This window comes from Sphingobacterium gobiense, from assembly GCF_002980575.1.
Taxonomy (GTDB): domain Bacteria; phylum Bacteroidota; class Bacteroidia; order Sphingobacteriales; family Sphingobacteriaceae; genus Sphingobacterium; species Sphingobacterium gobiense.
This window is the reverse complement of record NZ_PVBS01000001.1, coordinates 963,398-988,390: the sequence shown is the minus strand read 5'-3', so window position 1 is coordinate 988,390 and position 24,993 is coordinate 963,398. Positions and strand designations below refer to the sequence as shown.

The window sequence follows — 24,993 nt, the reverse complement described above, 5'->3', positions numbered from 1 at the left end:
ATTAATTGACAAACAAAGAACAAGATTAACTACATAATGAAGAAATTTATTATTTTATCTCTTTTCGCGTTGGGTGGTATAAGGACGGGAGATGCACAATCTCTCCCCGTAACACGCGATACTACGGTAACGGTATCCATCGACCGTTACAAGGTCGTAACGAACCGTTTTGGCGACAATATTTTTTTCGGTGCCGGTGTCGGTGCGCAGATTTTCTTTGGTGACCACGACAAGCAAATGAAGTTTGGGGAGCGTCTAACTCCTACGTTTAACGCTTATTTAGGCAAATGGTTCAGTCCGGGATTCGGTGCACGTGTGGGGGGAAACTTCGGGAAAATCACAGGGGTAACCCAAAGCGGTCTCTATTCGACCGGTGAGTCTTACGAGGGGAAATCCGGATACGGCTATTGGTTATCACACGAGGAGTTTAAATCGTTTCATGTTTATGGAGACGCGCTTTTCAACCTAACCAATCTTTTCAGTGGCTATAAAGAGCGTTTTTACAATATCAGTCCGTACGCCGGTGTAGGTTATATGGTCGTGACAGATGAACCTAGACAACACGAGGTGAGCATGAACATCGGAATCTACAACACATTCCATTTGGCGAAACCATTGCATTTGACGTTGGATATTCGTGGCGCGATGGTACACGACCGTTTAGACGGTGATATAGGCCGCCGTCGTCAAGACGGTTCGCTAACAGCGTCGCTTGGTCTTGCCTATAGGTTCAACAAGCGTGATTGGGATAAACCAACGACGACTATTATCGAGTCAAGCTATGATGAGTCGTTGCTGAACGAGTTACGTGACCGCGTAGCTAAATTGGCTGCGGACAACGATGCCTTGAAACGCCAGCTGGATGATGCGCAAGGAGAGGTTATCACAGAAGTGAAATTTCAGGATAGAATCTTGGCGGCTCCGATCCTTGTGACCTTCAAGATCGATACGTGGGAAGTGCGTAATGAGGCGCGCGTAAACCTTGGATTCTTCGCAGAGACGATCAAGAGAGGTAGCCCGGATGTCGTGTATACTATTACGGGTTATGCCGATAGAGGCACTGGTTCCGTTGCCCGCAACGAACTGTTGAGCCGTAACCGTGCAGCAGCTATCAAGAAAGTATTGGTAGAGGAATTTGGTGTTGACCCATCACGTTTACGTACCGAACATAAGGGTGGTGTCGAGAATATGTATTATGACGATCCACGCGTAAGCCGTGCCGTTATCGTTATAGGAGATTAATTAATTTTTTGTTTTCATAGCACTATGCTCACCTTCTCATGCTTCTGAAAGTATGGGAGGTGGTGCATATTGTTCTGGGAAAAACCTTGGTTCCGATCTATCATGTATACCCTCATCATAATCACTTGCTTCTTACTGGCCATGCTATTGAGCAGGGGGATGCTTCCTGTTATCATGCTGGTGACCTACAAAAAGCGGCTTTTTGATCCGATTAATACGCGTAAGGTTCATCAACATATCACTCCTCGCTTGGGGGGAGTTGCTTTTGTGCCAATACAGTGTTTTCTGTTTGTTATAGCATTGGTTTTTGTAGTCAAGATAGCCAACATGGATATACAGGTAGAGTCGTGGGCGTTACTATCCCATTTTATGCTGCTGTTGTGTGGTTTGGGTATCCTCTTTATGGTAGGGATAGCTGACGACCTTATCGGCGTAAGCTATAAATGGAAATTTGCAGCACAAGTGGTCGCAGCAGCGTTTTTTCCACTTTCTGGTCTATGGATTAACGATTTGTATGGTGTAGGGCTTATAGTTTCGTTACCGGCGTGGGCAGGTATTCCGCTGACGATGTTTATGGTAGTGCTGATTATTAATGCCATTAATCTTATTGACGGGCTGGACGGACTTTGCTCCGGTGTAGTAGGTATGGGTTGTTTGGTGCTGGGATCTTTGTTTATTTATTATAGTGCCTGGTGGCATGCCTTATTCGCATTTATTACGGTAGGATTATTAATTCCTTTTTTCTATTTCAACGTATTTGGTGCTACCGGTCGACATCGTCGGATTTTTATGGGCGATACCGGAAGTATGACCCTAGGATATTCGATAGCGTTTTTGGCGGTTAGTTTTGCCATGAACAATATCTATATCAAGTCTTTTTCCGACGGTGCTATTGTCGTCGCTTTTTCTACACTCATTATTCCTGTACTGGATGTTGCGCGTGTGATGTTTGTGCGTTGGCGAAAAGGGAAACCTGTTTTTAAACCAGACCGCAATCATCTTCATCATAAATTTTTGCGGATGGGCATGTCTCATCGCATAGCGATGTTGTCTATTTTGGGATTGGTGTTATTTTTCTGCCTATTTAATATCCTGATGGTCGATCTGATCAGCAATAATATTGTCATCGCTTGTGATTTGTTGTTGTGGGTAGGACTCCATTATGCGTTCGAAAAAATAGAACAACGACACGTCGAGAAACAAAATGTGGAGGCGCGATTAACCGCACCTATACAAGTATACCTAAGAGAGAGAAAAGAAAAACATAGAGAAGTATTGCATACACGCTGATCGTTATGTATGCCTGTCTCGATAATTGGATATTTTAAAAAAAATACAAATGAAACCTGTCTGCGGTACGCGGACAAGCTTCATTACCTTTAAAGAACAATTGTATAAATGAAAATAGTCCTCATTGGGGGTTCCGGATTTGTTGGTACTCATTTAATCGATAGGTTATTGGAAATACCCGGAATCGATGTACTGAACATTGATAAAAACAACAGCGAAAAATATCCGGAATTGACACGCATTGGGAACGTGATGGATTGGCAGACGCTGGCGCATCATTCCAAGGGTGGTAATGTGGCAGTATTGCTGGCTGCGGAGCATCGTGATGATGTAAGTCCAACTTCTCTTTATTACGACATTAATGTCGAAGGCATGCGAAATACCTTAAAAGCTATGGATGCCAACGGTATAAAACGGTTAATTTTTACCAGTTCTGTGGCGGTATATGGATTGGACAAGGATAATCCTAATGAAACTGCAGCTATCGACCCCTTTAATGATTACGGGAAAAGTAAATGGCAGGCTGAACAGGTCTTGAATGTTTGGTATCGAAACCATCCCGATTGGGATATCAGTATCATACGACCAACGGTCATTTTCGGTGAAGGTAACCGGGGAAACGTTTACAATCTGTTGAAACAGATTGCCGGTGGTCAATTTATGATGATTGGAAAGGGAAATAACAAGAAGTCCATGTCCTATATTGGGAATATCGTGACGTTTATTGCTTTTCTCATCGAGAAAAAGACAATAGGCTACGAAATCTATAACTATGCCGATCAACCGGATTTTACGACGAAAGATCTCGTGCGCCATACCGGAGAGATCCTGGGAAAGAAAATCCCGACCGCGCGCATACCCTATTGGCTGGGGATGATGGGTGGCTATGGTTTTGATACGCTGGCTTTCATCACGCGCAAGAAGTTAAACATCAGCTCCGTGCGGGTAAAGAAATTCTGCGCGACCACACAATTTGATGTCGGTAAAGTTCAGGCATCAGGTTTCGTGCCGCCGTTTACGCTGAAGGAAGGATTAAAAAGAATGTTAGAAATGGAATTTTCTAATGCAAACAACAGACAGGACACAACGAATCGCTAAGAACAGCATGCTGTTATACGCCCGGATGCTGATCGCCATGTTTATAGGCTTCTATATATCCCGGGTGCTGCTCAACGAGCTGGGGGTGGAGGATTACGGTATTTACGGTGTAGTCGGCGGACTTGTCGGGATGTTCACCTTGTTAAATATGTCTATGGCTAACACCAGTATCCGTTTTATCACGGTGGCATTGGGTAAAGGAGATTTCAACGAGCAAAAACAGGTATTTAGCAATGCGCTGACCATTCACGTGCTTTTGGCTTTTTTGATCGTGGTGCTGGCCGAAGCTTTTGGCTTATGGTTTTTAAAGTTAGAAATGACGATCCCTGCCGAACGCATGGAGGCCGCAATCTGGGTGTTCCATTGCAGTATTTCCGCCATATTTTTTTCGGTTATCAACGTACCTTACAATGCCATGATCGGCGCTTACGAGCGCATGCATATTTACGCCTATTTTTCTTTGACAGATTTGTTCCTGCGCCTGGCGGTGGTGTTAGCTATTCCGTATTTTGGAGCTGATAATTTGAAGGTGTACGCCCTGTTGCTGTTGGGTATTCAGGTGCTTATGCAGGCAGTTTATTGGCAATACTGCTATCGGCATTTCAAGGAGTCGCGTACGGGCATGGCCTGGGATAAAAGCAAGGCAAAAGAGATGTTTTCCTTTGCCGGCTGGAGTCTGTTTGGCGATGCTTCATCCATGCTATCCTCGCATGGTCTCAATATCTTGCTGAATATATTTTTTGGTCCGGTGATCAATGCCGCCCGCGGTGTAGCCGTGCAGGTGCAGACGGTGCTAAACCGCTTTACAGGAAGCTTTCAGGCGGCCATGAATCCACAGCTGATTAAAAGTTATGCAGACAACGATTTTGCCTATATGCACAAGCTGCTTTTCGCCGGTTCCAAGTTTTCCTTTTTCTTCTTTCTGCTGTTGGCGTTGCCGGTTTTTTTTGAAGCCCGGCAGTTGTTAGTTTGGTGGTTAAAAATTGTGCCGGAGCATACGGTGACTTTCTTGCGTATTGTCTTGTTGATTTCGCTAGTCGAATGCCTGGCAAATCCGCTAATTACTTCGGTGAAAGCTACCGGAAAAATCCGACGTTATCAAGTCATTCTTGGCAGCTTTCTCTTGCTGATCGCCCCCTTGTCTTATGTTTTTCTGAAACTGGGGTGTCCGGCTTATACGGTATTTCTCGTGCAGTTTGTCATGCTGTGCATTGCCCACTACCTGCGGGTACAGTTTGTTAAACCCCTGATTCAATTGCGCGGAAGAGATTATTGGCAGCAGGTGATGATAAAAGTACTGGTTGTCTTTATGATCGCACCGATTTTACCTACGCTAATCTATATGCAGCTGGATGAAAGTCTTTGGCGTTTGCTGTTGATCTGCCTGACGACCCTGTTGGTCGTGCCGGCAGGGGTTTGGTCGTTTGGGGTAAATGAACGAGAAAAAGAACTGATTGTTGAACAGGTAAAGAAACGTTTTGCGCGAGATTAGATGAAAAAGATAAACCTAATCTATTGGAATGAAGCGAACTATGGAGATGCCTTGAGTCCGCAGCTCGTCAAAGAATTGACGGGAATTCCGGTACAATATAAAGATTTCACGATGACGCGGAACGAAAGGCTGCGGACGCTACTTGGTTTGCAACCGGCAAAGCGGAAAAGCCTTATTCTACCACATCATCGCATTTTTGGCGCCGTGGGTTCGATTATGCCTTGGTTGCCGAAAGGGACGCGAGTCTGGGGATCCGGACTGATGAACCACCATGACCAATTTCGGGGCGGCAAAGTATATGCCGTTCGGGGAAAACTGACCGAACGGAAACTCGTTGAACAAGGAATTCCCGCTTGTGGTGTCTATGGCGATCCGGCCTTGCTGCTGCCGCTGTGGTTAGAAGGAGCAGTGCAAAAGGATGTGAAAATCGGCATCATTCCCCATTGGAAAGAAGTGGATTTCTTTAAGGAGAAATATGGCGATCGCCATACCATTATTGATTTCCGGACAAGAGATGTGGTTGGAACAACCTACGATATTACCCGTTGTGCATATATTTTATCCAGTTCCTTACACGGACTGATTGTCGCACATGCTTATGGGATTCCGGCTTTATGGATTAAGCACGGCTATATCGATACCGACGGTTTTAAATTTCAGGACTATTTCAGTTCCGTGGATATTCCGGCTTACGATGGTTTTACGGATTTTGACGCAATATTGAACGATGAATCCGATTGGCGGCAACTTTTTGAGGTAAACCCCAGCTTGAGTGGCATCAATAATTCGCTGGCTGCCTTGCAAAAGAATCTATTAGCGGCAGCACCTTTTCCTTTACGCGATACATACAAAAAGTATACGTTTTGATTACACGCAAAGCATATATACGGCAAGATGGGATGGCTTATTATCCGCTGTTATCCAAAAATAATTTGGTTGATGTGCTGCTGCGTGGTGAGCAATATTGGTTGCGCCGTTACCTTAAATACCTCCGAAGCGAAGAATATTACACCCTGATCAAGCCCAAAAAACTGCTGAAATACTATTACCAACGACGGAAGAATATATTAGGAAGTCGATTAGGCTTTTTTATCCACGCCGGGAATTTTGGAACGGGGTTAAAAATATATCATTACGGATCGGTTATCGTGCACCCCAAAGCTAAAATCGGCAAAAATTGTACGATACATGGCAATTGCTGCATCGGTAGTAAAGGAGGTTTTCCGGATACACCACCTCAGATAGGAGATAATGTGGATATCGGACAAGGCGCTCAAATATTGGGCGATATTACGGTAGCGGATGGTGTTAAGATTGGAGCAGGAGCAATTGTTACCAAATCTATTAAGGAAGCGTATGTAACGGTTGTAGGTATACCAGCACGTGTGATGAACTCAAAATTATAGAAATAAGGTACGGGATATGTTGCAGAAAATTAAAGATTTATTAAAAGCGGTTGTCGAAAGATATAGGGTTAACGAGCAACTTCGTTCGCTCACTGCCCCTATTTTTGTAGACGGCTTTCCGGACAGCCGGAATTTTGGGGATGCGTTGAATATTTCTTTAGTGAAGTATCTTTCCGGAAAAGATGTATTCCCTTCACGGTTTTTGAAACAAACACCTCAAAATCTGGCTACTTCTTATGCGGTTATTGGCAGTGTATGTCAATGGTCACGTCCGCAAACGATAATCTGGGGTGCAGGGTTTATCGGAGAAGAATTTAAAACAAAAGATTTTGTCAAACCAAGCCACATATTAGCCGTAAGGGGACCGTTGTCACGAGCGATTTATCGGAATAATGGAATTGACTGCCCGACATGCTACGGAGATCCGGCACTATTGCTACCCTTGATTTATAACCCGACAATAGCGCCTATTTACGAATACGGAATCATTCCACATTATGCCGATTGGGACGCTAATTGGGTCAAACAATACCGGTCGGATAAAAATATGTTGGTTATCAATATTATGACCAGTAATAACCACGAGCTTTTTGTAAAACAGTTAAAATCCTGTAGAAAAATTGTAACCAGTTCCTTACATGGGTTGATATTGGCGCAAGCCTACGGAATACCGGTATGTGCTATCAAACTGTCGGATAGCGTGGCAGGTGGAGAATTTAAGTTTGCAGACTATTTATTGTCTGTTGGTAGAGTGCCTAAAGAAAGAATAAACCTTTCTGAACAAGATATTCCGATAGAAGACCTGTCATATGATAAAGAACCTATTCACATAGATTTGGCTCCGCTGATAGAAGCATGTCCGTTTATACAACCGGATCAACGAGCATATCTTTTGTCAAAAAGCAGGAATTATTACCAGATAGAAAACTAAAACATGGCGAAGGTAGGGAATATAAAGGTATTGCATGTGATAACCAGAGCCGATATAGGCGGTATCAGCAGCTTGTTATATAACTACTATACCAATATGTTGCACGGCAATGTTCTTTTTCATGTCGTCGCTATCGAAACCTCTTATATACAACGATACCAGCAGATTTTTGAAGATTTAGGCATGGAAGTATTTTTCATGCCAGAGAAGATTACTAAGCGTTTAAGGTATTTGAAAGAACTAATTCGACAGGAGAGATACGATGTAGTACATGCGCATGTAGAACTCGTATCCGCCGTATACCTGGCTATTGCAATGTTAGCCGGAACTAAAATTCGTATAGCGCATACGCACCTCGCCGTGGATAATACAGGCTTAAAAAATAAACTCTTACAGATGTTGCTCAACAGGGTAGTGACACATCGGATGGGGTGTAGCAAAATGGCTATCGTGAAACTGTTCGGTTCAAAATACGTAACGCGTGCAACAGTTATATATAACGCTATTGATCCTGGAGAATATGTATTTAATCCCGCAATTCGGCAAGTCATCAGACAAGAGTTACAAATTGAGGAGAAATACGTGGTCGGATTTGTTGGAAGACTGGCAGCCTTAAAGAATATCCCTTATTTGTTAGAAGTTTTTAAAGCACTAAAAGATAAGAAAGATGACATTGTTTTATTGCTCGTAGGTGAAGGGGAGATGCGGAATATACTAAAGAATAAAATAGAAGAAATCGGATTATCACATGATGTAAAATTTTTGGGTGCCAGAATAGATGTAAACCATCTGTTGATGGCAATGGATGTGCTATTGTTTCCGTCTTTTAGCGAAGGATTTGGATTGGTGATGATAGAGGCGCAAGCAGCCGCTTTGAAATGTATAGCATCTTTAGATAGGGTTTCCAAGGAAACAAGCATTTCGGACTATAGTCATTATGAAGCGATTGAAAAGCCGGCAGAGGTTTGGGCGGACTTGATTTTAAATAAATGTATGGATTATGAACGCATGGATATGGAGCAAGAAGTTGGGAGACATCATTTTGATGTCCGTATAGAGGCAAATAAATTGATTGATTTTTATAATAAAGCTGTTCAAGGAACTTGAAAACAATGCAAGCATTAAGAAAAGAAGCTATTCCATTAGTTGTCGCCTTTACACCAAACTACTTTGTTCCGGCGGCAACCTGTTTGTACTCTATATTGGAGCATAGTGATCCCGCAGCCTCTTTTCACGTCATCTGTCTGCTGACCGAAGCATTGCCGGATGATATGAAGTCAGCAATGGAACAATTGGACAGCGGTAGGCTGACTATGAGGTACATCAACCTACAGGGAAAACTCGGTGATATTTACGTGGTCGAACGTTATACCGTGGCGGCTTCCTACCGTTTGCTGTTGCCGGATCTGTTGCCGGAATACAATAAGGTCATCTATGTAGACTGTGATATGGTGGTGCGCAACGATCTAGCCAATCTGTATTACAAAACAGATATAGCAGATTATTATCTGGCGGCGGTTTTTGAAGCTTCGCTGGACAGCCAGCTTGATTATTTGGATCATCTTGGCGTAAAAGCGGGAAACTATATCAATTCAGGCTTTTTACTGATGAACCTAGCGAAACTTCGTGCGGATGGCATGGTCGAGAAATTACTGCATGCTGCAAAAAAACCTTATCTGCAGTTTCCAGATCAGGATGTGCTGAACCAGCTTTGCCAAGGCAAAATTTTAGGACTTCCACCCTATTACAACAGCATCCGTACATTCTATTTACCGCAGTATAAGCCTGTTTTTCTGCGTTATTATACGGAGGCAGACTGGCAGGCGGTTCAACAGCATGGTACTATACACTATACAGGAGGAAAACCTTGGGATACATTTACGGTACAATTTGCTATTTGGTGGCGCTATTACGAACTACTTCCTGAAGTGATTAGAAACAAGTGGAAGCCGAACAAACGGATGTATCGTTTATACAAAATAAGTAATACCGGGATGGGAAGGTATTGTTTGCATGGTCTTCAACAATTGGTTAGACGCTTTAAATATGGAATATCATGAAGAAGCACGCTTATCTGATCATAGCACACCATGAGTTTGAGGTACTGGAGCAGTTAATATATGCTTTGGACGATCCGCGTAATGATATCTTTATTCATTTTGATGCGAAAGTTAAAACGCTTCCAAAGCTTCGTACCGCACAGGCAAACCTCTATATCCTTACCGACCGCGTCGACGTAAGATGGGGGCATGTTTCGCAGATAGAAGCAGAGTATGAGCTTCTTACGGAAGCCTACCGTTGCAATCCGCAGTATGCTTATTTCCACATTATCTCGGGAGTACACCTGCCGCTTTATGAGCAAGATTATATCCATGCTTTTTTTCAATCCCAGAACGGAAAGCAACTTATTCCGGCGATGCCCATAAATAATTTCCAGATGGATTTGAAGATGAACAGATATAATTTGTTTATGTCCTATTTCGCAAGCGTAAACAAATCGACTAGTCGTTTTGCGCAGATTGGTTGGCGCTTAGCACAAAGTATCCAACGCTTTTTCCATATCCGTCGGTATAACCGATCGGATTATCAATATGGGGCAAATTGGGTGAGCATAACCCGTGAAGCCGTTCGCTATTTGCTTTCTATTCGTAAACAAGTGTTAAAGCGATATAAATATACGCTATGTGGCGACGAATTTTTTGTTCCAACAGAGCTGTCAGCATCCCGTTTAGATTTTACCATAGCCTATAGCGACCGTTTATTGAAGCATGCGATAGGCAACGCCAATGCAAAGGTTTACACCATATCAGATTACGCGGAACTAGTGGCATCGGACTGTTTGTTCGCACGGAAGTTTAGTGCTATGGATGGGGAGATAGTTAAAAAGATGGTAGAACATAGTAAAAGAAACGGATGAAGCACGCCTATCTAATTATCGTCCATAACGAATTTACGTTGTTACAGTACCTTATTAAGGCACTGGACGATGAGCTTAATGATATTTTTATCCATTTTGATAAAAAGGTACTGGATATACCAGAGCTTACGGTCAAAAAAGCCGGGTTGTTCCTCACCAAAGAACGGATAGATGTGCGATGGGGAGATATTTCAGTTGTTGAGGCTGAGTACGCGCTATTTGCCGAGGCTGTAAATCAGGGGTCTTACCACTATTATCATCTGCTCTCGGGCGTAGATATACCCTTAAAAGGACAGGATGAAATACACCGTTTTTTTGATGCGTATCAAGGAAAAGAGTTTATTGGTTTTTCGCAATACGATTATACTAAAGAAATAGAACGGAAAGTCCATAGATACCACTTGTTTCCGAAATACTTTAAACAACAAGCGGGAATATCGGGCTTGTTCAAGAAAACCATGCGTTTTTTGTTTATCTGTTTGCAGGATTTGGTGGGGTATAAACGGTATAAAAAAATGGACTTTAAAAAAGGCACGCAGTGGGTGAGTGTAACACATGGTTTTGTGAGCATGCTGCTTTTGAAAAGAGAAGAGGTGATGCAGCTATATCATCACACCTTTTGTCCGGATGAAATTTACAAGCAAACGCTCTGCGGGCATTCCGAATTTCGGGAGAAACTTTATGACATGCAGGATGAGGGCAAGGGCTGCATGCGGGCAATTGGTTGGAAAGACGGCGAGTTGCGAGACTGGACACTAGCGGATTATGATAAATTGATGCAATCCGGCGCTCTGTTCGCGCGAAAATTCAATACGACAGATATAGCGGTAGTCGAAATAATTGCGAATGTCATACGCGGAAAAGAAGGAGGGGAAGCCTAATGGAATACCAGCAAGCGGAAAAAAGACTGTCAGGCGTGATCGAGTCTATGCGCTTTCCCCTAATTTATTTGGTGGTGATCGCGCATATGGTTTCCTTTGAAACGCCCCGTGTCACTTTGTCTTGGGATAGTCAGGATATTTACACCTTTGTCTCCGAAATGATTTCGCATAATCTGGCGAAACTGTCAGTGCGCTGCTATTTCTTGATTTCCGGCTATTATCTCTTTAAACGCTTTGTGGAATGGAACAATGATGTTTACGCCGGACAGTTGAAAAAGAAAATCCGCACCCTGCTGATCCCTTATTTGCTTTGGAATTTGATCTTAATAGTAGCAATATATGTTAAATATCACCTGTTTGCCTACTTCGGGCTAGGTTCGCCGGCCAATAACGCGGCGGATAGGGCAGCATTAGTCGAAAACTCTGGGTATAACCTGCTCTGGGGCATGCCGATCAATTTCCCACTGTGGTATATGCGCGACCTGATTTGCATGACACTGATTAGTCCGTTTTTCTATCTTGTTTTTAAATACTTGAGAATATACGGCTTGCTGCTTTTGGCGGTCTTTTACTTCACGGTACACCATACCGACATTCCGGGGTTCAGCTCTACGGCGGTGTTCTTTTTCGGCGTGGGCGCCTACTTTGCACAACATCAAAAGAACCCATTGCTGCTCAGCGAAGGCATTAAAAGCCAACTTCTTCTGCTGGCTGCGGTCTTGTTGCTGATCTGCACTCTGCTCAACGGCACGGTTTACCATGAGTATGTACTGCGCCTCTTTGTGCCGATTGGCGCCGTTGCCCTGATCAATATTTTCGACATCATCAATAAAAAGGAAGGCGTACGGAATGTCTTGGCGAAGTTGGCACCGACCAGTTTCTTTATTTATGTCGCACACGAAGTGTATATCATCAACTGGCTGAAAGGCGGCTGGGCAAGTCTGGCGATAAATACATCCGGCTGGGGAAAACTGCTCGGTTATTTTATTGTGCCGCTGTTGTGTATAGGTGTTTGTATAGGCTTGTATAGCATATTAAAGAAAATCAGTCCGGCTCTGCTGGGCATATTAACTGGCGGACGGATGTCACGCTTTGTGTATAAAGAAGGAGGTAAAAGATGAGCAAGGCATTGGTTTCTATTATTATTCCGGTGTATAATGCCGCCGACACGCTGCATGTGTGTTTGGTGTCGTTGGAGCGGCAGTCTTACGATAAGTTGGAACTGATTTTTGTGGACGATTGCAGTACGGATGCAAGCGTACAGCTAATCGAGAAATTTCAAGAAAAGCTGGCGAAGCAAACGAGCTCTATGGTAAAACTCCTTCGTCATGCCGAAAACCAAGGCGTAGCCGCTGCGCGAAATATCGGGTTGGATGCTGCTACCGGCGATTATCTCTATTACGTGGATGCCGACGATTGGTTGGCTCCTCAGGCTATCGAGCTGATGCTGGAAGAAGCCGAACGCAATGATGCGGAAATCGTAGGCTGCGACTGGTATCTCTCTTTTTCGAAGAATGAGCGCCTGATGCGCCAACCCACAATTTCAATCCCCGAAGAAGGAATTCGGCACTTTATCAACGGAAAGATGCGCTGGAACCTGTGGCTCTTTCTGGTGAAACGCTCTTTATATGAAGATCATCAGCTGCGCTTTATCCCAAAGCTGAATATGGGCGAGGACATGATGATGATGTTTAAGCTTTTTTCGCTGGCGAAAAAGGTCAATCATCTTCCACAGGCTTTGTACCACTACGGGCAGTCGAATGAAGCTTCACTTACAAAATCCTATACCGATGAGCACATTGAACAGGTAGTGCAAAATGTGAATGAAATAGCACATTTTCTGGGCGAGCAGAAAAAGGAGGCTGTTTCGTCTCTTGATCTCCTCAAGCTAATAATCAAACTGCCCATGCTGATTTCCGACGATAGGCGGCAATATGAAAAATGGCGGAATTGGTTTAGTGAGGCCAACGGCTATGCTTGGAACAATAAGGAGCAATCACTGCGTATCCGCTTGATACAATGGGCGGCATGGAAAAAACAGGATTGGCTATTGAAGCTGCATTATTATTTGATTATCAGAGTGGTTTACGGACTTTTTTATACATAGAAAAGAGAATGATACGCATCATACTATACATATTATTGGGTATCCTGACAAGTTTTTATTTGTTTCCCGTTGGCTTGACCATCTTGCCAGATGCCTTCAATACCAAAATGGTGCTGGCGCTCGTCGGGGGCTTGCTTTTTGGGTACAACAGCCTGCAGGAGCGCGGAATTTCCGTGCAGATGGGCTTGCTGGGGGCGGTGGGTATTGCGCTGTTTTTCTCCATCGTCTGCTACATCGCTACCGATTTGAACAATACGGCGGATTATGCGTATGTGACCTATCTCGGCAGTATGTTTACTTGGTTGGGAGGGGCCTACATGGTTTGTATGGCGATAAAAGGCCTGCATGGTCGCTGCAACTTCCGCGTGCTGACCAACTACCTGGCTGCTGTCTGTTTTGTGCAATGCGGTTTGGCGCTGCTCATCGACAATCACGAGGGCTTTCAGTTGCTGGTGGATAGCTACGTGCAGCAGGGCCAGGCTTTCTATGAAGATAAAGATCGTCTCTACGGCATAGGCGCGGCGCTGGATACCGCCGGCGTGCGTTTCTCCATCGTGCTGCTGATGATCTCTGCGCTGCTCTGCCACGATGAGCAAGTCCGAAAGAGTACCTCGGCTATTGTTGCACTGCTTTTGGTCTTTTTTACTGTCGCACTGGTCGGCAACATGATTTCACGTACGACCATTATCGGCCTGGCAGGCGGTATGCTCTACGCGATACTGTTTTCCGGACTTTTCCGCTTTGAAATTCGCTTCAGCGCCCTGAAATTAGGAATATGGGCTACAATTACCTTGGTTCTGGTAGTGGCTATAGGAACTTTTCTCTACCGTACTAACGATGATTTTTACGGCCATATTCGCTTTGCTTTTGAAGGCTTTTTCAACCTGGTGGAGACTGGGGAGTGGCGTACCGGATCGACAGATAAGCTGAACAACGAAATGTGGATCTGGCCGGAAGATACCAAAACCTGGATCATCGGCTCGGGCATCTTTGGGAGCTTTGTGTATGCTACAGACATCGGCTATTGCCGTTTTATTCTGTATTGCGGACTAGTCGGGTTCTCCATTTTCTCCCTTTTTTTTGTGTACAACGGCTTGTTTTTTATGAACAGATCCGGAAAATACGCGACCATGTTTGTGGTATTGATCGTGATGTCCTTCATCTTTTGGGTAAAGATCGCCACGGATATATTTTTGATATACGCGCTGTTTTATTGTGTGGATGAATTTGTGTCGTCGGGGAATAATGATGATGGATTGTTAATGATTAATGATTAATGATGAAAATTGTTTACTGCATATTGAATACTTGGTACTCCGGCGGATTGACGCGGGTGATCGCCAATAAGGCTAATTATCTGGTGGAGACGGGGCATGAGGTGATCATCGTGACGACGGATCAGCTGGGGAAGGGGCACTTCTACGAGATGTCTGACAAGATCCGGTTTGTGGATTTGCATATTCACTATGTGGGTTTTGATGATAAATCCCTCTGGGAAAAATTGTGGCGTATTCCCGAGCGGGTGGTATGGCACTACAACCGTTTGAAGAAATTTCTGACGAAGGAAAATCCTGATATCGTAATCTCCACCTTTGGTCGGGAACTCTTTGTTTTGCCTTTTATCAAGGACGGCAGTATGAAGATTCTGGAAGCGCATTCCTCGCATTTCACTTGGTTGGATTCCCGAAAGGATAAGGGCTTGTTTGGAAAATTCCACACTTGGCTGGATGCGCGGATGATCCGCAGGTACGACAAGTTTGTGGTGTTGACGAAAGAGGATAAACCCGACTGGGGTGAGCTGTCTAACATCGAAGTGATTCCGAACGCAAACACGGTGGAGTCGGAGGAGCAAGCGGCGCTGGATAATAAGGTAGTGGTGGCTGCGGGGCGCTACGGCTACCAGAAAAATTTTGAAAGCCTGGTGCGGACCTGGAAAAGGGTGCATCAGTTTCGCCCGGATTGGCAGTTGCGCATTTTCGGCGGTGGCGTGCCGAATGAGAACCTGCAAGGCTTGGTGGATGCCTCCGGGTTGACTGAGGTGGTGTCTTTACGCGATTCCACGCCGCATATTTTTGAAGAATACCTGCAATCATCAATCTATGTGCTGAGCTCGCGCTACGAAGGCTTGGGCATGGTGCTGCTGGAAGCGCAGGCCCACGGCGTACCGCTGGTGTCTTATGCCTGCAAATGCGGCCCGCGCGACATCATCAGCGAGGGCGAAAATGGCTTTCTGGTGGAAACGGGAGATGAGCAGGGGCTGGCAGAAGCCATTATCCGCCTCGCGAACGACGAAAACCTGCGCAAATCGATGGGCCGAAAGGCCAAAGAACATTCCGCAATGTTTTCAGAAGAGATGATTATGAAAAGATGGCAAATGTTATTCAGTAAGGGGGTATCGCATTCGCCCGATAATAAAAAAGATAGGAAAATGAAAATTATCTATTGCATAGTAGGAACGTATAATTCCGGCGGCATGGAGCGGGTTTTAGCGAATAAGGCCAATTACCTGCTAAGGAAGGGATATGAAGTGGCTGTGGTCACCACCGATCAGCAATTTCGTTCGCCCTACTATGCGATGGATCCGGCAATTGATCATTACGATTTGGATATAAATTACACGGAGATGCAGGAAAGCGGACTGTTGAAAAAGATAGTTGTTTATCGTGCGAAGCAAAGGCTGCATCGGCAGCGCTTGACGGAGCTGCTGATACGGCTGAAAGCCGATATCGTGATTTCCATGTTTGATCATGAGTCGGCTTTCCTGTACCAGATCGCCGATGGCAGCAAGAAAATGCTGGAAGCGCATTTCTCACGCCATAAGCGCTTGCAGTACGACCGTAAGGGCCTTTGGCAAAAGGTGGATCGCTATCGCAGCAAGCAAGACGCACTCCTCGCCGCGCAATATGATCGCTTTGTGCTGCTAACGGATGAGGATCGTGCGTATTGGGGGTATCTGCCGAATAGCAGCGTGATCCCGAATGCCAACAGCTTTGTGCCGAAGGGTGCTGCGGATGTTGTGGCGCACAAGCGGGTGATCGCCGTGGGACGCTACGATTACCAGAAGGGTTTTGATCGGCTGATTCGCTTGTGGAAGAGGGTACACGCACAAAAGCCCGATTGGCGGCTGGATATTTTCGGTAAAGGACCGGATGAGGCTGCGCTGCGCGAACAAATACAGCAACTGAATTTGGAGGGGGTGATTCGCTTATGTCCGCCCGTTAATGACATTCAAAAGGAATATTGTGAAAGCGCTATGCTAGTCATGACTTCCCGCTACGAAGGCTTGCCCATGGCCTTATTGGAGGCGCAGGCCTGCGGACTGCCCTTGGTCGCTTATGCTTGTAAATGTGGTCCGCGAGATATTATTACGGACGGAGTAAATGGTTTTCTGGTGGAGGAAGGTGATGAAAATAGGATGTTGGACTGTCTGCTTCGGTTGATGGATGATGCGGATTGGCGACGGCTTATGGGAACAAAGGGGAAATCTATGTCGGCTAATTATGCGGAACACCGGGTGATGAAACAATGGTTGGATCTTTTTAAGGAGGTGACGGAATGAAAACGATAGTGGTGTCGGCGGTAAATATTGTGGAAGCGGGGCCTCTGACGATTCTGCGGGATTGCCTGGGTGCCTGGTCGGCTTGGCTGGAGGAACACCCAGACACCTATAAATTCATCGCTATTGTTCATCAACGAAGCTTGGTCGACTTTCCGCATATCGAGTATATAGAAACCCAATGGCCGAAGCAATGTTGGGTAAATCGCCTTTGGTACGAGTATGTGTCCTTAAAGCAGGTTTCTAAGAATATTGGATCGGTAGATCTCTGGTTTTCTTTGCATGATACAACGCCGAATGTGATCGCCGAACGACAGGTTGTCTATTGCCATAATGCGCTTTTTGCGTACAAATGGAAATGGGAAGATTTCCTGTTTGCGCCGAAAATGACGCTGTTAGCCATGCTGACGCCATTCATTTATAAGCCCTATATCCGACGGAATCGCTACTTGGTGGTGCAGCAGGCATGGCTTGGCGAGGCGATGAGCGCACTGTTTAAGATGTCGCCGGAGAAGTTTATTGTGGCGCCGCCGATGCTGCTCCAACGTATCGAAGATCCGGAAATAGGGAAGACGATCATGCAGCCTGTCCGCTCGTTTATCTATCCGGCTTCGCCGAATAAACATAAGAATTTTGAGATGATCTGTCGCGCTCTGGAGATCGTAGAAAAGCAATACAATATCCAGGATATACGCGTGTATATCACGGTTGGGGGCGATGAAAATAAATACGCGAAATGGTTGCGCCGAAAATGGGGACAGCTAAGAGCGTTGCACTTTATCGGCTTTTTGTCGAAGAAGGAATTGGCGGACTACTACCGGCGTTGCGATGTCTTGATTTATCCGTCCAAAGCCGAGTCCTGGGGCTTGCCGATATCGGAATTTGCTGCTTTTCGCAAACCGATGTTGTTGGCGGATTTGCCTTATGCACGGGAAACTTCTGCCGGGAGCGCGCAAGTGAGCTTTTTCGATCCGGACAAGCCGGAAGCACTGGCAGGGTTGATAAAAGAGCTGTATGAGGGTAACATGAATAGGTTAAATGCCGTCGAGGAAAGGCCTATTGCGGAACCGACGGCAAGCAATTGGAACAATCTGTTTTCTTACCTTTTGCCGGAGCATGTGCATAATAACAACGACATACTATGATAAATATAAGTGTACTACAACTGGGTAAATTCTATCCCATTCGGGGAGGGGTAGAGAAGGTCATGTACGACCTTACATTGGGCTTGTCAGAACGTGTTATACCCTGCGATATGCTCTGTGCGACGACGGAAAATCATCCGACAGCAAATATCGATCTTAATGATTTTTCCCAGTTGATGGTTGTCCCTACACGCTTGAAGCTTGCGGCAACAATGCTCGCACCGATGATGATTAAAACCCTTCGAGGTTACGGCAAATATTACGATATCATCCATATCCATCACCCGGATCCGATGGCGACGCTGTCCTTGTTTTTGTCGGGATTTAAGGGGAAAGTCATTTTGCATTGGCATGCCGATATCCTGAAGCAAAAGATATTGTTGAAACTGTATAAACCTTTGCAAAATTGGCTGATAAAGCGAGCCGATGTGATCGTGGGTACCAGTCCGGTGTACGTAGCCGAATCGCCTTTTTTACGAAAGGTGCAGGATAAGGTGGATTACATCCCGATAGGAATTTTGGAACCGGTTATCGATAAGAAGAAGGTACATGCTATACGGGAGGAATACAAGCATAAAAAACTGATTTTCTCGCTAGGGCGTTTGGTGGATTATAAAGGCTATGAACACCTGATTCGTGCCGCGAGTTACCTGGATGATAGCTATCAGATCCTGGTTGGCGGAAAAGGACCGCTGGAGGAAATATTGAAGACCTTGATTCAGGAACTGAAACTGGAAGATAAGGTGCATTTACTTGGTTTTCTGTCAGATGAGGAAGTGCCGAACTATCATGCGGCAGCGGATGTATTCTGCCTAAGCTCGATTCAGAAAACAGAGGCCTTTGCAATCGTACAGCTGGAGGCGATGGCCTGTGGCAGACCGGTGGTATCTACGGCCATTCCCGGATCGGGCGTTAGCTGGGTAAACCGGCATCAGGAATCCGGATTGGTGGTGCCTGCGGGAGATGCAAAAGCGCTCGCTGAGGCCTGTCACTGCATCTGCGAGGAGCACATCCTGAAGCAAAAGCTATCCGAAGGTGCCAGAAAGCGCTACGAGGAAAATTTTACACGTGATAAAATGATAGAAAAATGTGTGGAGATCTATAAAAAAACAATATAACTATGAATAAGATTACTGTATTAACGTGGCTAACTGGCCTGGTATTACTCAATGGATGTATCGTACCGAAAAAAGTGGTGTATGTAAAGGATATGGAACCGGACACGGCCTACATGGCTTTGGAGGCGCCGGTCTTGCGCTTGCAGAAGAATGATCGTGTTCAGATTGTGGTTAGTGCGAATGCTCCGGAGTTGGCTGCGCCGTTCAACGGCGGTGTTGGTAGCTACCGCGTGGGCGATGACGGCTCCGTGTCGACAACGGTAGATCGCTCTGCGGCAGGCTATATTGTGGACCAGACGGGGGCGATCGACTTCCCGATACTGGGCAAGATGCAGGTGGAAGGTCGCACGCTGGATCAGGTGCGGGAAATGGTGCGCGGACAATTGGTGGCGAAGGAATACATTAACAATCCTACGGTGAAAGTGGAGCTGCTTAATTTAAAAATCTCGGTGATGGGTGCCGTGGGCGGTCAGCAGGTGCTGCAAGTTCCGGAAGGGCGTATTACCCTGCTGGAGGCAATTAACCAGGCTGGCGGCCTAGCGGTGGTGGCCGATCCGCAGGCGGTGCTCGTGATCCGCGAGGAAAACGGCCTGCGGCGGAAAATTGTGAACGATATCGAGTCCCGGTCTATTTTTGACTCGGAGGCCTATTACCTGCAACAAAATGATATTGTGTACGTGGAACCTAAGATGGCGGTGAATACCCCGCGCGAACAGCGCAACAGGGCTTATATCGGTTTTGGTATGGGAATGTTCGCCTTTGCAATTTCCTTGTTCGCTCTATTTAAATAGGAATGAAAGATATGCGTGTTAATCAATATGATGGCGGTACGGCCGCCAATGGAAGGAGAGAGCAGACCATTAACCTGGTCGATATCATCAAATACCTGCTCTCCAAATGGAAATGGTTTGCTCTGTCGCTGCTGATCTTCGGCGCGATATATTATTACCAGTACAACAAAGCAACCTTTATTTATCGCAGTGTACAGACGGTTAAGATCAAGACACCGGAGAACACGCCGACCACGGCAAGATTGACAAGGACAAACGCCTTGAACAACATCAACGTGAAAAGCGAAATTTTACAACTCCGCTCGAAGGAGCTGATGCAGATAACGGTAGAACGCATCGGTGCGGAAACGAATTATAAGGAGCGAGTAGGTTTGCGCGACAACGAATTGTACAGCAGCAGCCCGATTTCGGTAGAGATGGAAGGACAGTTGGCCACTAGCAGCTACGCACTGCTGGTAACCCTGTTGAAAGAAAACCAGGTGCGTGTGGAAAATAAACGTGTGGAAGGTCAGCAGGTGACCATGACGCTGGATACAGCAACGAAAACACCTTTCGGTACGCTGACGGTGAAGACTACGCCGTTTTACAATGAAACCGGACAGGGCAGAAGCATACAGGTGACGAAACGTCCGCTAGCCGCCGCGGCAGCTGGATTCTTGGCCAGCCTGGATGTGCGGCAGATTGCCGGGGATGCGGGGATGCTGCAGTTGAGTTTGGAAGATACCAACCCGCAGCGCGCCGCCGCAATTATCTCCGAGCTGATCGCGGTATACAACGAGGTGGCTATTCGCGATAAGAACCAGATTGCTATCAATACGGAAACTTTTATCAACGATCGCCTGGCGATTATTGAATCGGAACTGGGTTCGGTGGAATCGGATATTGAACGCATGCGTACCGCCAACCAAGGGGTGGATGTGCGGACAGCCGGACAGATGTACCTGTCTGATTCTCGTCAGTTGCAATCGGAGCGGACCAAGATCGAAACGGATATTAACCTCGCCAACATGATGCGCGATTATCTGAATGAGGAGAGCGGACAGTATGAACTGATGCCAAATAATACGGGCTTGGTGGATGCTAGTGTGGAAGGGGAAATTGGAGAGTACAATACCATGCTCTTGCGTAGAAACCGGCTGGTGGAAGGCAGCAGCACAGCGAATCCGGTGGTGGCGGATCTGGACAGAAACTTGTCCTCCATGCGGGACAACATCAACGAAGCGATGAATAATGCTATACGTGGGCTTGATATCAAGATGAACAATGTGATCCGCGAGGAGCAATCGGCGCGTGGAAAGGTGATGCAAGTACCTAGACAACAGCGGATGATGCTTTCTGTCGAACGCCAGCAAAAGGTGAAGGAAGAGCTATACCTGTATCTATTGAATAAGCGAGAGGAGAACGCCATCAATCAGGCGATGACGGACGAAAGCATTCGCATTGTGGATGCGGCAACGCGGTCGAATGCGCCTATAGCACCAAATAAGATGCGAAAAATGGTGACGGCGGCAGTACTCGGCTTCGTGATTCCGGCGGCACTCTTGCTGATCTCGCTGATGATGGATACCAAGGTGCGCGACCGCCGCGATATTGAATCAGCTCTGTCTGTACCTTTCCTTGGCGAAATCCCGCTTTCTAAACTAAAAGCTAGCGATCCGGCTAAGATTTTGGTAACGGAGACCGGGCGCGATCCGCTGACGGAAGCTTTCCGTATTTTGCGAACTAACATCAGCTTTATGGCGCAAGACGGCAAGGAAGCACAGGTGATTACCCTGACTTCCTTTGGTGTTGGCGTGGGAAAAACCTTTACTTCATTGAATTTGGCGACGACTTTGTCTTACCTAGGGAAGAAGGTGGCCGTGGTGGATCTGGATCTGCGCAAAGGATCTTTAACCGGTAGAGTAGGGCTGAATGGGCAAACCGGAGTGAGCCAATATTTATCGAAGCATGAGGTATCGGTGGCTGATATTCAGTATAGCCGAGAGGAGGGATCGAACCTGCATTTCTATCCTATCGGGGCGATTGCGCCGAATCCGGTGGAACTCTTATTGAGCAAAAGACTGGATCTCTTGATGGAAAAATTGCGTGAAGAATATGAGTACATCATTGTGGATGGCGTGCCGGTGGGTATTGTTGCCGATGCGGGCATTATGGATCGCATTTCCGACTTGACCTTGTTCGTGATACGCGCGGGCAAAATGGATCGCCGCCAATTGCCGGATGTGGAGCAGATTTACCGAACGAAAAAAATCAACAATATGGCGGTATTGCTGAATGGCTTGAAAGCCGGAGGAGCAGGTTACGGCTCCTATGGCTACGGCTATGGAGGCTATGGCTACGGTTACGGTGCAGAGAAGAAAAAATGGTTTAAAAGAGCATAAATGCGAAATTTGTCGGTTGATATATTGAAGGTGTTGATGGCATTTTTAGTTGTTTTCTTACACCTGAATATTTTTATGGATAGGATTCCATTACTGGGTTTTGTTTTGGTGAACGGCCTGTTCAGGATCTCGGTTCCGGTTTTTCTGCTTATTTCGGGGTATTATTTTACCCAAGTAGATAGTGTCGCCAAGCTAGAAAAATGGGTCTTTCGGCTCGGGACTTTATACCTGATCTGGATGCTCATCTATTTGCCTTTCTGGATAAATGCACCGAATAAGGTGCTGACCCTGCTGACGGGGACATACCATTTATGGTATTTGGTAGGGGCATTATTTGCAGGTTTGCTGCTCTATGTACTGCGGAAAGTATCTATAAAGTTCCTGATGGGAATGGCTGTTGCCTTGTTTTTGATCGGCTATCTTATTCAAATTGTCGGGAATCTGCATATTTTTCAGGGAAGCTTGGACGGCGTTATGAATACACTGTGGGTTTATCGAAGTTTTTTACTCTTCTGTTTCCCTATGCTGACGCTGGGCTTTGTCTTGAGAAGAATCGAACCTAAAATGGAGCATAAGCCATTGTTATTTCATGTTGTTGCAGCGATTGTACTTCTTGTTCTTGAATCTTTTCTGCTGTTTGTGTTCGTCAACAGCCGGGAGTCTGTGGATTTGTTGCTCTTCCTACTGATTGCCGCACCGGTGTTGTTTTTATACGTGAAAAACCTGCATATTCCCGGTTCATACAAAGGCTTGGCTGATTTCGCTACGGGCGTTTACCTCGTACATTTTTATGCGATTATTTTGTCGGAGCAACTGGCAAAACATTATCCGGAAATTCCCTTTGGGAAAATAGGCATACTGACGGTTACTTGTATTGCGGCTTTTGTCCTGATGCGCTTTAAGAAGAAAATACCATACGTCTTATGAGCAAATTAACTAGAGTCTCTTTACTTGGCGATATCTGGAGCTACCTGCGCCGCCAAAAGATCTTACGTAAACATCGTGGGGTAGCGGCGTATTGGTCTGGCGTAATTGACGCCTACTATGCCGGAAAATTACTGAAGTATACTGTTCAGGCTAAGCAGCAGTTTGATACCGATAAAATCATATGGCAGTATTGGGGGCAAGGATTCCAAGACGGAAATATTCCCGAGATCGTATCCCTTTGCACGGCATCCGTAGATCAGCATAAGGGAAATTATACGGTTATTCGCCTAGATGATGAATCCGTTAAAGAATATCTGGATATGCCTGCCTTTGTGTGGGAAAAGCTTGATAACATGTCAGATTTTAACAGAACGTTCTTTTCTGATTTGCTGCGTGTGGCTCTATTGAAAGTGTACGGCGGCGTCTGGTTAGATGCGACTATCTTTCTTTCCGGTTCTTTACCACCACACTTAGAGCAGCATGAGTACTTTTTATACCAACGTGATCCGGACGAACCGTACAAAAGATATTGGGAAAGCACCTATGCCTATTATTGGGGTTGGCATCCCGATTTCAGGGTTCAGGTACTCAACAGCATTATCTTTGCAAAAAAAGGTTGCGAGATGACGACTGTACTGTTAGAATTGATGTTGTATTATTGGGATACACAGGAGAAAATTGTGGATTATTTCTTCTTTCAAATATTGTATCAGGAACTTGTTACTGGGGAGCTTTTGGATAAACGCTGCCCGATAATAAGTGATACAATTCCCCATCTGCTCCAATCCAAACTCAATGGAGGTTGTGATTTTATTTCATATGAGGAAGTCTTTGCTAAAGGCAACATACATAAGATGTCCTATTTTAGAGAGGAAGTCATAGTTAAGTTTCGTGACTTGATTGCTAAAAGTATAAAAAGCGATTAAACCATTTTCGGTAATAGACAATTCATTGACAGTTGTCAGTAAATCATCTACGATCGCGTGTAGGTATGCGACTGCTTTTATTCCCTATCGGTATGCGATTGAAACAAACGTCTTAGGGTATATTTTAAGGAGATACCTCTTTGCTCTAAATGCACCTGCCTACATGGTATAGCCCTATAAAATTGAAACGGACACATAAAGAAATATCTTAAGTAACACGCTCTTCATTATAAATGCGTAAGCCGACAAAGTCATGCTACGTAACATACCTTTAACGAGATAAAAGTTTAACTTAAACTCATGACTATTTAAAGTAAAGATAGATCGGTTTGTTTTATTTTTGTTAGAGTTTATTCATTGTCAGTTTGATGTTATTGTATAGCCCTCGGTGTTTAAAACGAAAGCGGAAGAGTTTGGACTTATTTTGATAGACTTTAGTCTGTCGGCGAAGTCGTTATTGTGAAAAACGAATAACTTTGCTATAAACGGGGGCGTATTCGCTAAATTTCCATTTCTGATTGACGAAAATGCATTTCGACTTGGCAAAAAGTCGATCGAGAACGTATAAAAAAGCTTAGTGTTCGTTGTTTGGGTTAATGCCTTCGTTGTGAAAGCGTTTACCTTTTCGACAGAAGTATACGTCTTTATCACAAACGTGTTGGAGTTTGATTCCATGTTACGTAACATAAGAGCGAACTGAAAAGAATCATTAGCTTTTATTATAGGCTTTAACGAATATGAACAAACCCTCCAAAGGTTTTCTGACCGCTTGGAGGGTTGGGTTC

General features: G+C 45.3%; 21 protein-coding genes. All 21 read left to right on the top strand.

Features of this window, described 5'->3' with window-relative positions:
- Positions 1-36: 36 nt before the first annotated feature.
- The 21 genes from C5749_RS04430 to C5749_RS04330 all read left to right on the top strand — a co-directional run bounded on the left by C5749_RS04430 (position 37) and on the right by C5749_RS04330 (position 24,208).
- Complete coding sequence (locus tag C5749_RS04430; RefSeq protein WP_105723361.1) at positions 37-1,242, top strand: OmpA family protein; 1,206 nt, start codon at positions 37-39, stop codon at positions 1,240-1,242.
- Positions 1,243-1,344: 102 nt separating this feature from the next.
- Entirely contained in the window at positions 1,345-2,532 is a 1,188-nt protein-coding gene (locus C5749_RS04425) for an MraY family glycosyltransferase (protein ID WP_105723359.1), read from the top strand.
- A 108-nt stretch (positions 2,533-2,640) separates the two neighbouring features.
- On the top strand, positions 2,641-3,630 hold the full coding sequence (locus tag C5749_RS04420; protein WP_105723357.1) for an NAD-dependent epimerase/dehydratase family protein: 990 nt from the start codon (positions 2,641-2,643) through the stop codon (positions 3,628-3,630).
- On the top strand, positions 3,596-5,122 hold the full coding sequence (locus C5749_RS04415; protein ID WP_105723355.1) for an oligosaccharide flippase family protein: 1,527 nt from the start codon (positions 3,596-3,598) through the stop codon (positions 5,120-5,122). Before C5749_RS04420 ends, C5749_RS04415 begins: the two co-directional genes overlap by 35 nt.
- Positions 5,123-5,989 (top strand): polysaccharide pyruvyl transferase family protein, encoded by an 867-nt coding sequence (locus C5749_RS04410; RefSeq protein WP_105723353.1) that lies wholly within the window; start codon positions 5,123-5,125, stop codon positions 5,987-5,989. It begins immediately after the preceding gene.
- Positions 5,986-6,528, top strand: a complete 543-nt coding sequence (locus tag C5749_RS04405) for a serine O-acetyltransferase (RefSeq protein WP_105723351.1) — start codon at positions 5,986-5,988, stop codon at positions 6,526-6,528. The genes C5749_RS04410 and C5749_RS04405 overlap by 4 nt, the downstream gene beginning before the upstream one ends.
- A gap of 16 nt (positions 6,529-6,544) precedes the next feature.
- Positions 6,545-7,459, top strand: a complete 915-nt coding sequence (locus C5749_RS04400) for a polysaccharide pyruvyl transferase family protein (protein ID WP_105723349.1) — start codon at positions 6,545-6,547, stop codon at positions 7,457-7,459.
- Between the two features lie 3 nt (positions 7,460-7,462).
- Positions 7,463-8,566, top strand: a complete 1,104-nt coding sequence (locus C5749_RS04395; RefSeq protein ID WP_105723347.1) for a glycosyltransferase — start codon at positions 7,463-7,465, stop codon at positions 8,564-8,566.
- 5 nt (positions 8,567-8,571) lie between these two features.
- Positions 8,572-9,519: a glycosyltransferase family 8 protein gene (locus tag C5749_RS04390; protein WP_105723345.1), complete on the top strand. Its 948-nt coding sequence runs from the start codon at positions 8,572-8,574 to the stop codon at positions 9,517-9,519.
- Positions 9,516-10,376, top strand: a complete 861-nt coding sequence (locus C5749_RS04385; protein ID WP_105723343.1) for a beta-1,6-N-acetylglucosaminyltransferase — start codon at positions 9,516-9,518, stop codon at positions 10,374-10,376. The genes C5749_RS04390 and C5749_RS04385 overlap by 4 nt, the downstream gene beginning before the upstream one ends.
- The gene (locus C5749_RS04380) at positions 10,373-11,257 is read left to right on the top strand and encodes a beta-1,6-N-acetylglucosaminyltransferase (protein WP_105723341.1); all 885 of its coding nucleotides are present in this window, start codon (positions 10,373-10,375) and stop codon (positions 11,255-11,257) included. Before C5749_RS04385 ends, C5749_RS04380 begins: the two co-directional genes overlap by 4 nt.
- On the top strand, positions 11,257-12,378 hold the full coding sequence (locus tag C5749_RS04375) for an acyltransferase family protein (RefSeq protein ID WP_105723339.1): 1,122 nt from the start codon (positions 11,257-11,259) through the stop codon (positions 12,376-12,378). Before C5749_RS04380 ends, C5749_RS04375 begins: the two co-directional genes overlap by 1 nt.
- A complete protein-coding gene (locus C5749_RS04370) occupies positions 12,375-13,364 on the top strand; it encodes a glycosyltransferase family 2 protein (protein ID WP_105723337.1) in 990 nt (329 codons plus the stop codon). Before C5749_RS04375 ends, C5749_RS04370 begins: the two co-directional genes overlap by 4 nt.
- A complete protein-coding gene (locus C5749_RS04365; RefSeq protein ID WP_219847895.1) occupies positions 13,286-14,641 on the top strand; it encodes a hypothetical protein in 1,356 nt (451 codons plus the stop codon). Before C5749_RS04370 ends, C5749_RS04365 begins: the two co-directional genes overlap by 79 nt.
- Entirely contained in the window at positions 14,641-16,923 is a 2,283-nt protein-coding gene (locus C5749_RS04360) for a glycosyltransferase family 4 protein (RefSeq protein ID WP_105723333.1), read from the top strand. The genes C5749_RS04365 and C5749_RS04360 overlap by 1 nt, the downstream gene beginning before the upstream one ends.
- On the top strand, positions 16,920-18,065 hold the full coding sequence (locus C5749_RS04355) for a glycosyltransferase family 4 protein (protein ID WP_105723332.1): 1,146 nt from the start codon (positions 16,920-16,922) through the stop codon (positions 18,063-18,065). Before C5749_RS04360 ends, C5749_RS04355 begins: the two co-directional genes overlap by 4 nt.
- Positions 18,062-19,183, top strand: a complete 1,122-nt coding sequence (locus C5749_RS04350) for a glycosyltransferase (RefSeq protein ID WP_219847894.1) — start codon at positions 18,062-18,064, stop codon at positions 19,181-19,183. Before C5749_RS04355 ends, C5749_RS04350 begins: the two co-directional genes overlap by 4 nt.
- Positions 19,184-19,185: 2 nt before the next feature.
- A complete protein-coding gene (locus C5749_RS04345) occupies positions 19,186-19,974 on the top strand; it encodes a polysaccharide biosynthesis/export family protein (RefSeq protein ID WP_219847893.1) in 789 nt (262 codons plus the stop codon).
- Between the two features lie 11 nt (positions 19,975-19,985).
- The gene (locus C5749_RS04340; RefSeq protein WP_105725211.1) at positions 19,986-22,355 is read left to right on the top strand and encodes a GumC family protein; all 2,370 of its coding nucleotides are present in this window, start codon (positions 19,986-19,988) and stop codon (positions 22,353-22,355) included.
- On the top strand, positions 22,356-23,282 hold the full coding sequence (locus C5749_RS04335; protein ID WP_105723330.1) for an acyltransferase family protein: 927 nt from the start codon (positions 22,356-22,358) through the stop codon (positions 23,280-23,282).
- Complete coding sequence (locus tag C5749_RS04330; protein ID WP_105723328.1) at positions 23,279-24,208, top strand: capsular polysaccharide synthesis protein; 930 nt, start codon at positions 23,279-23,281, stop codon at positions 24,206-24,208. The genes C5749_RS04335 and C5749_RS04330 overlap by 4 nt, the downstream gene beginning before the upstream one ends.
- Positions 24,209-24,993: the final 785 nt, after the last annotated feature.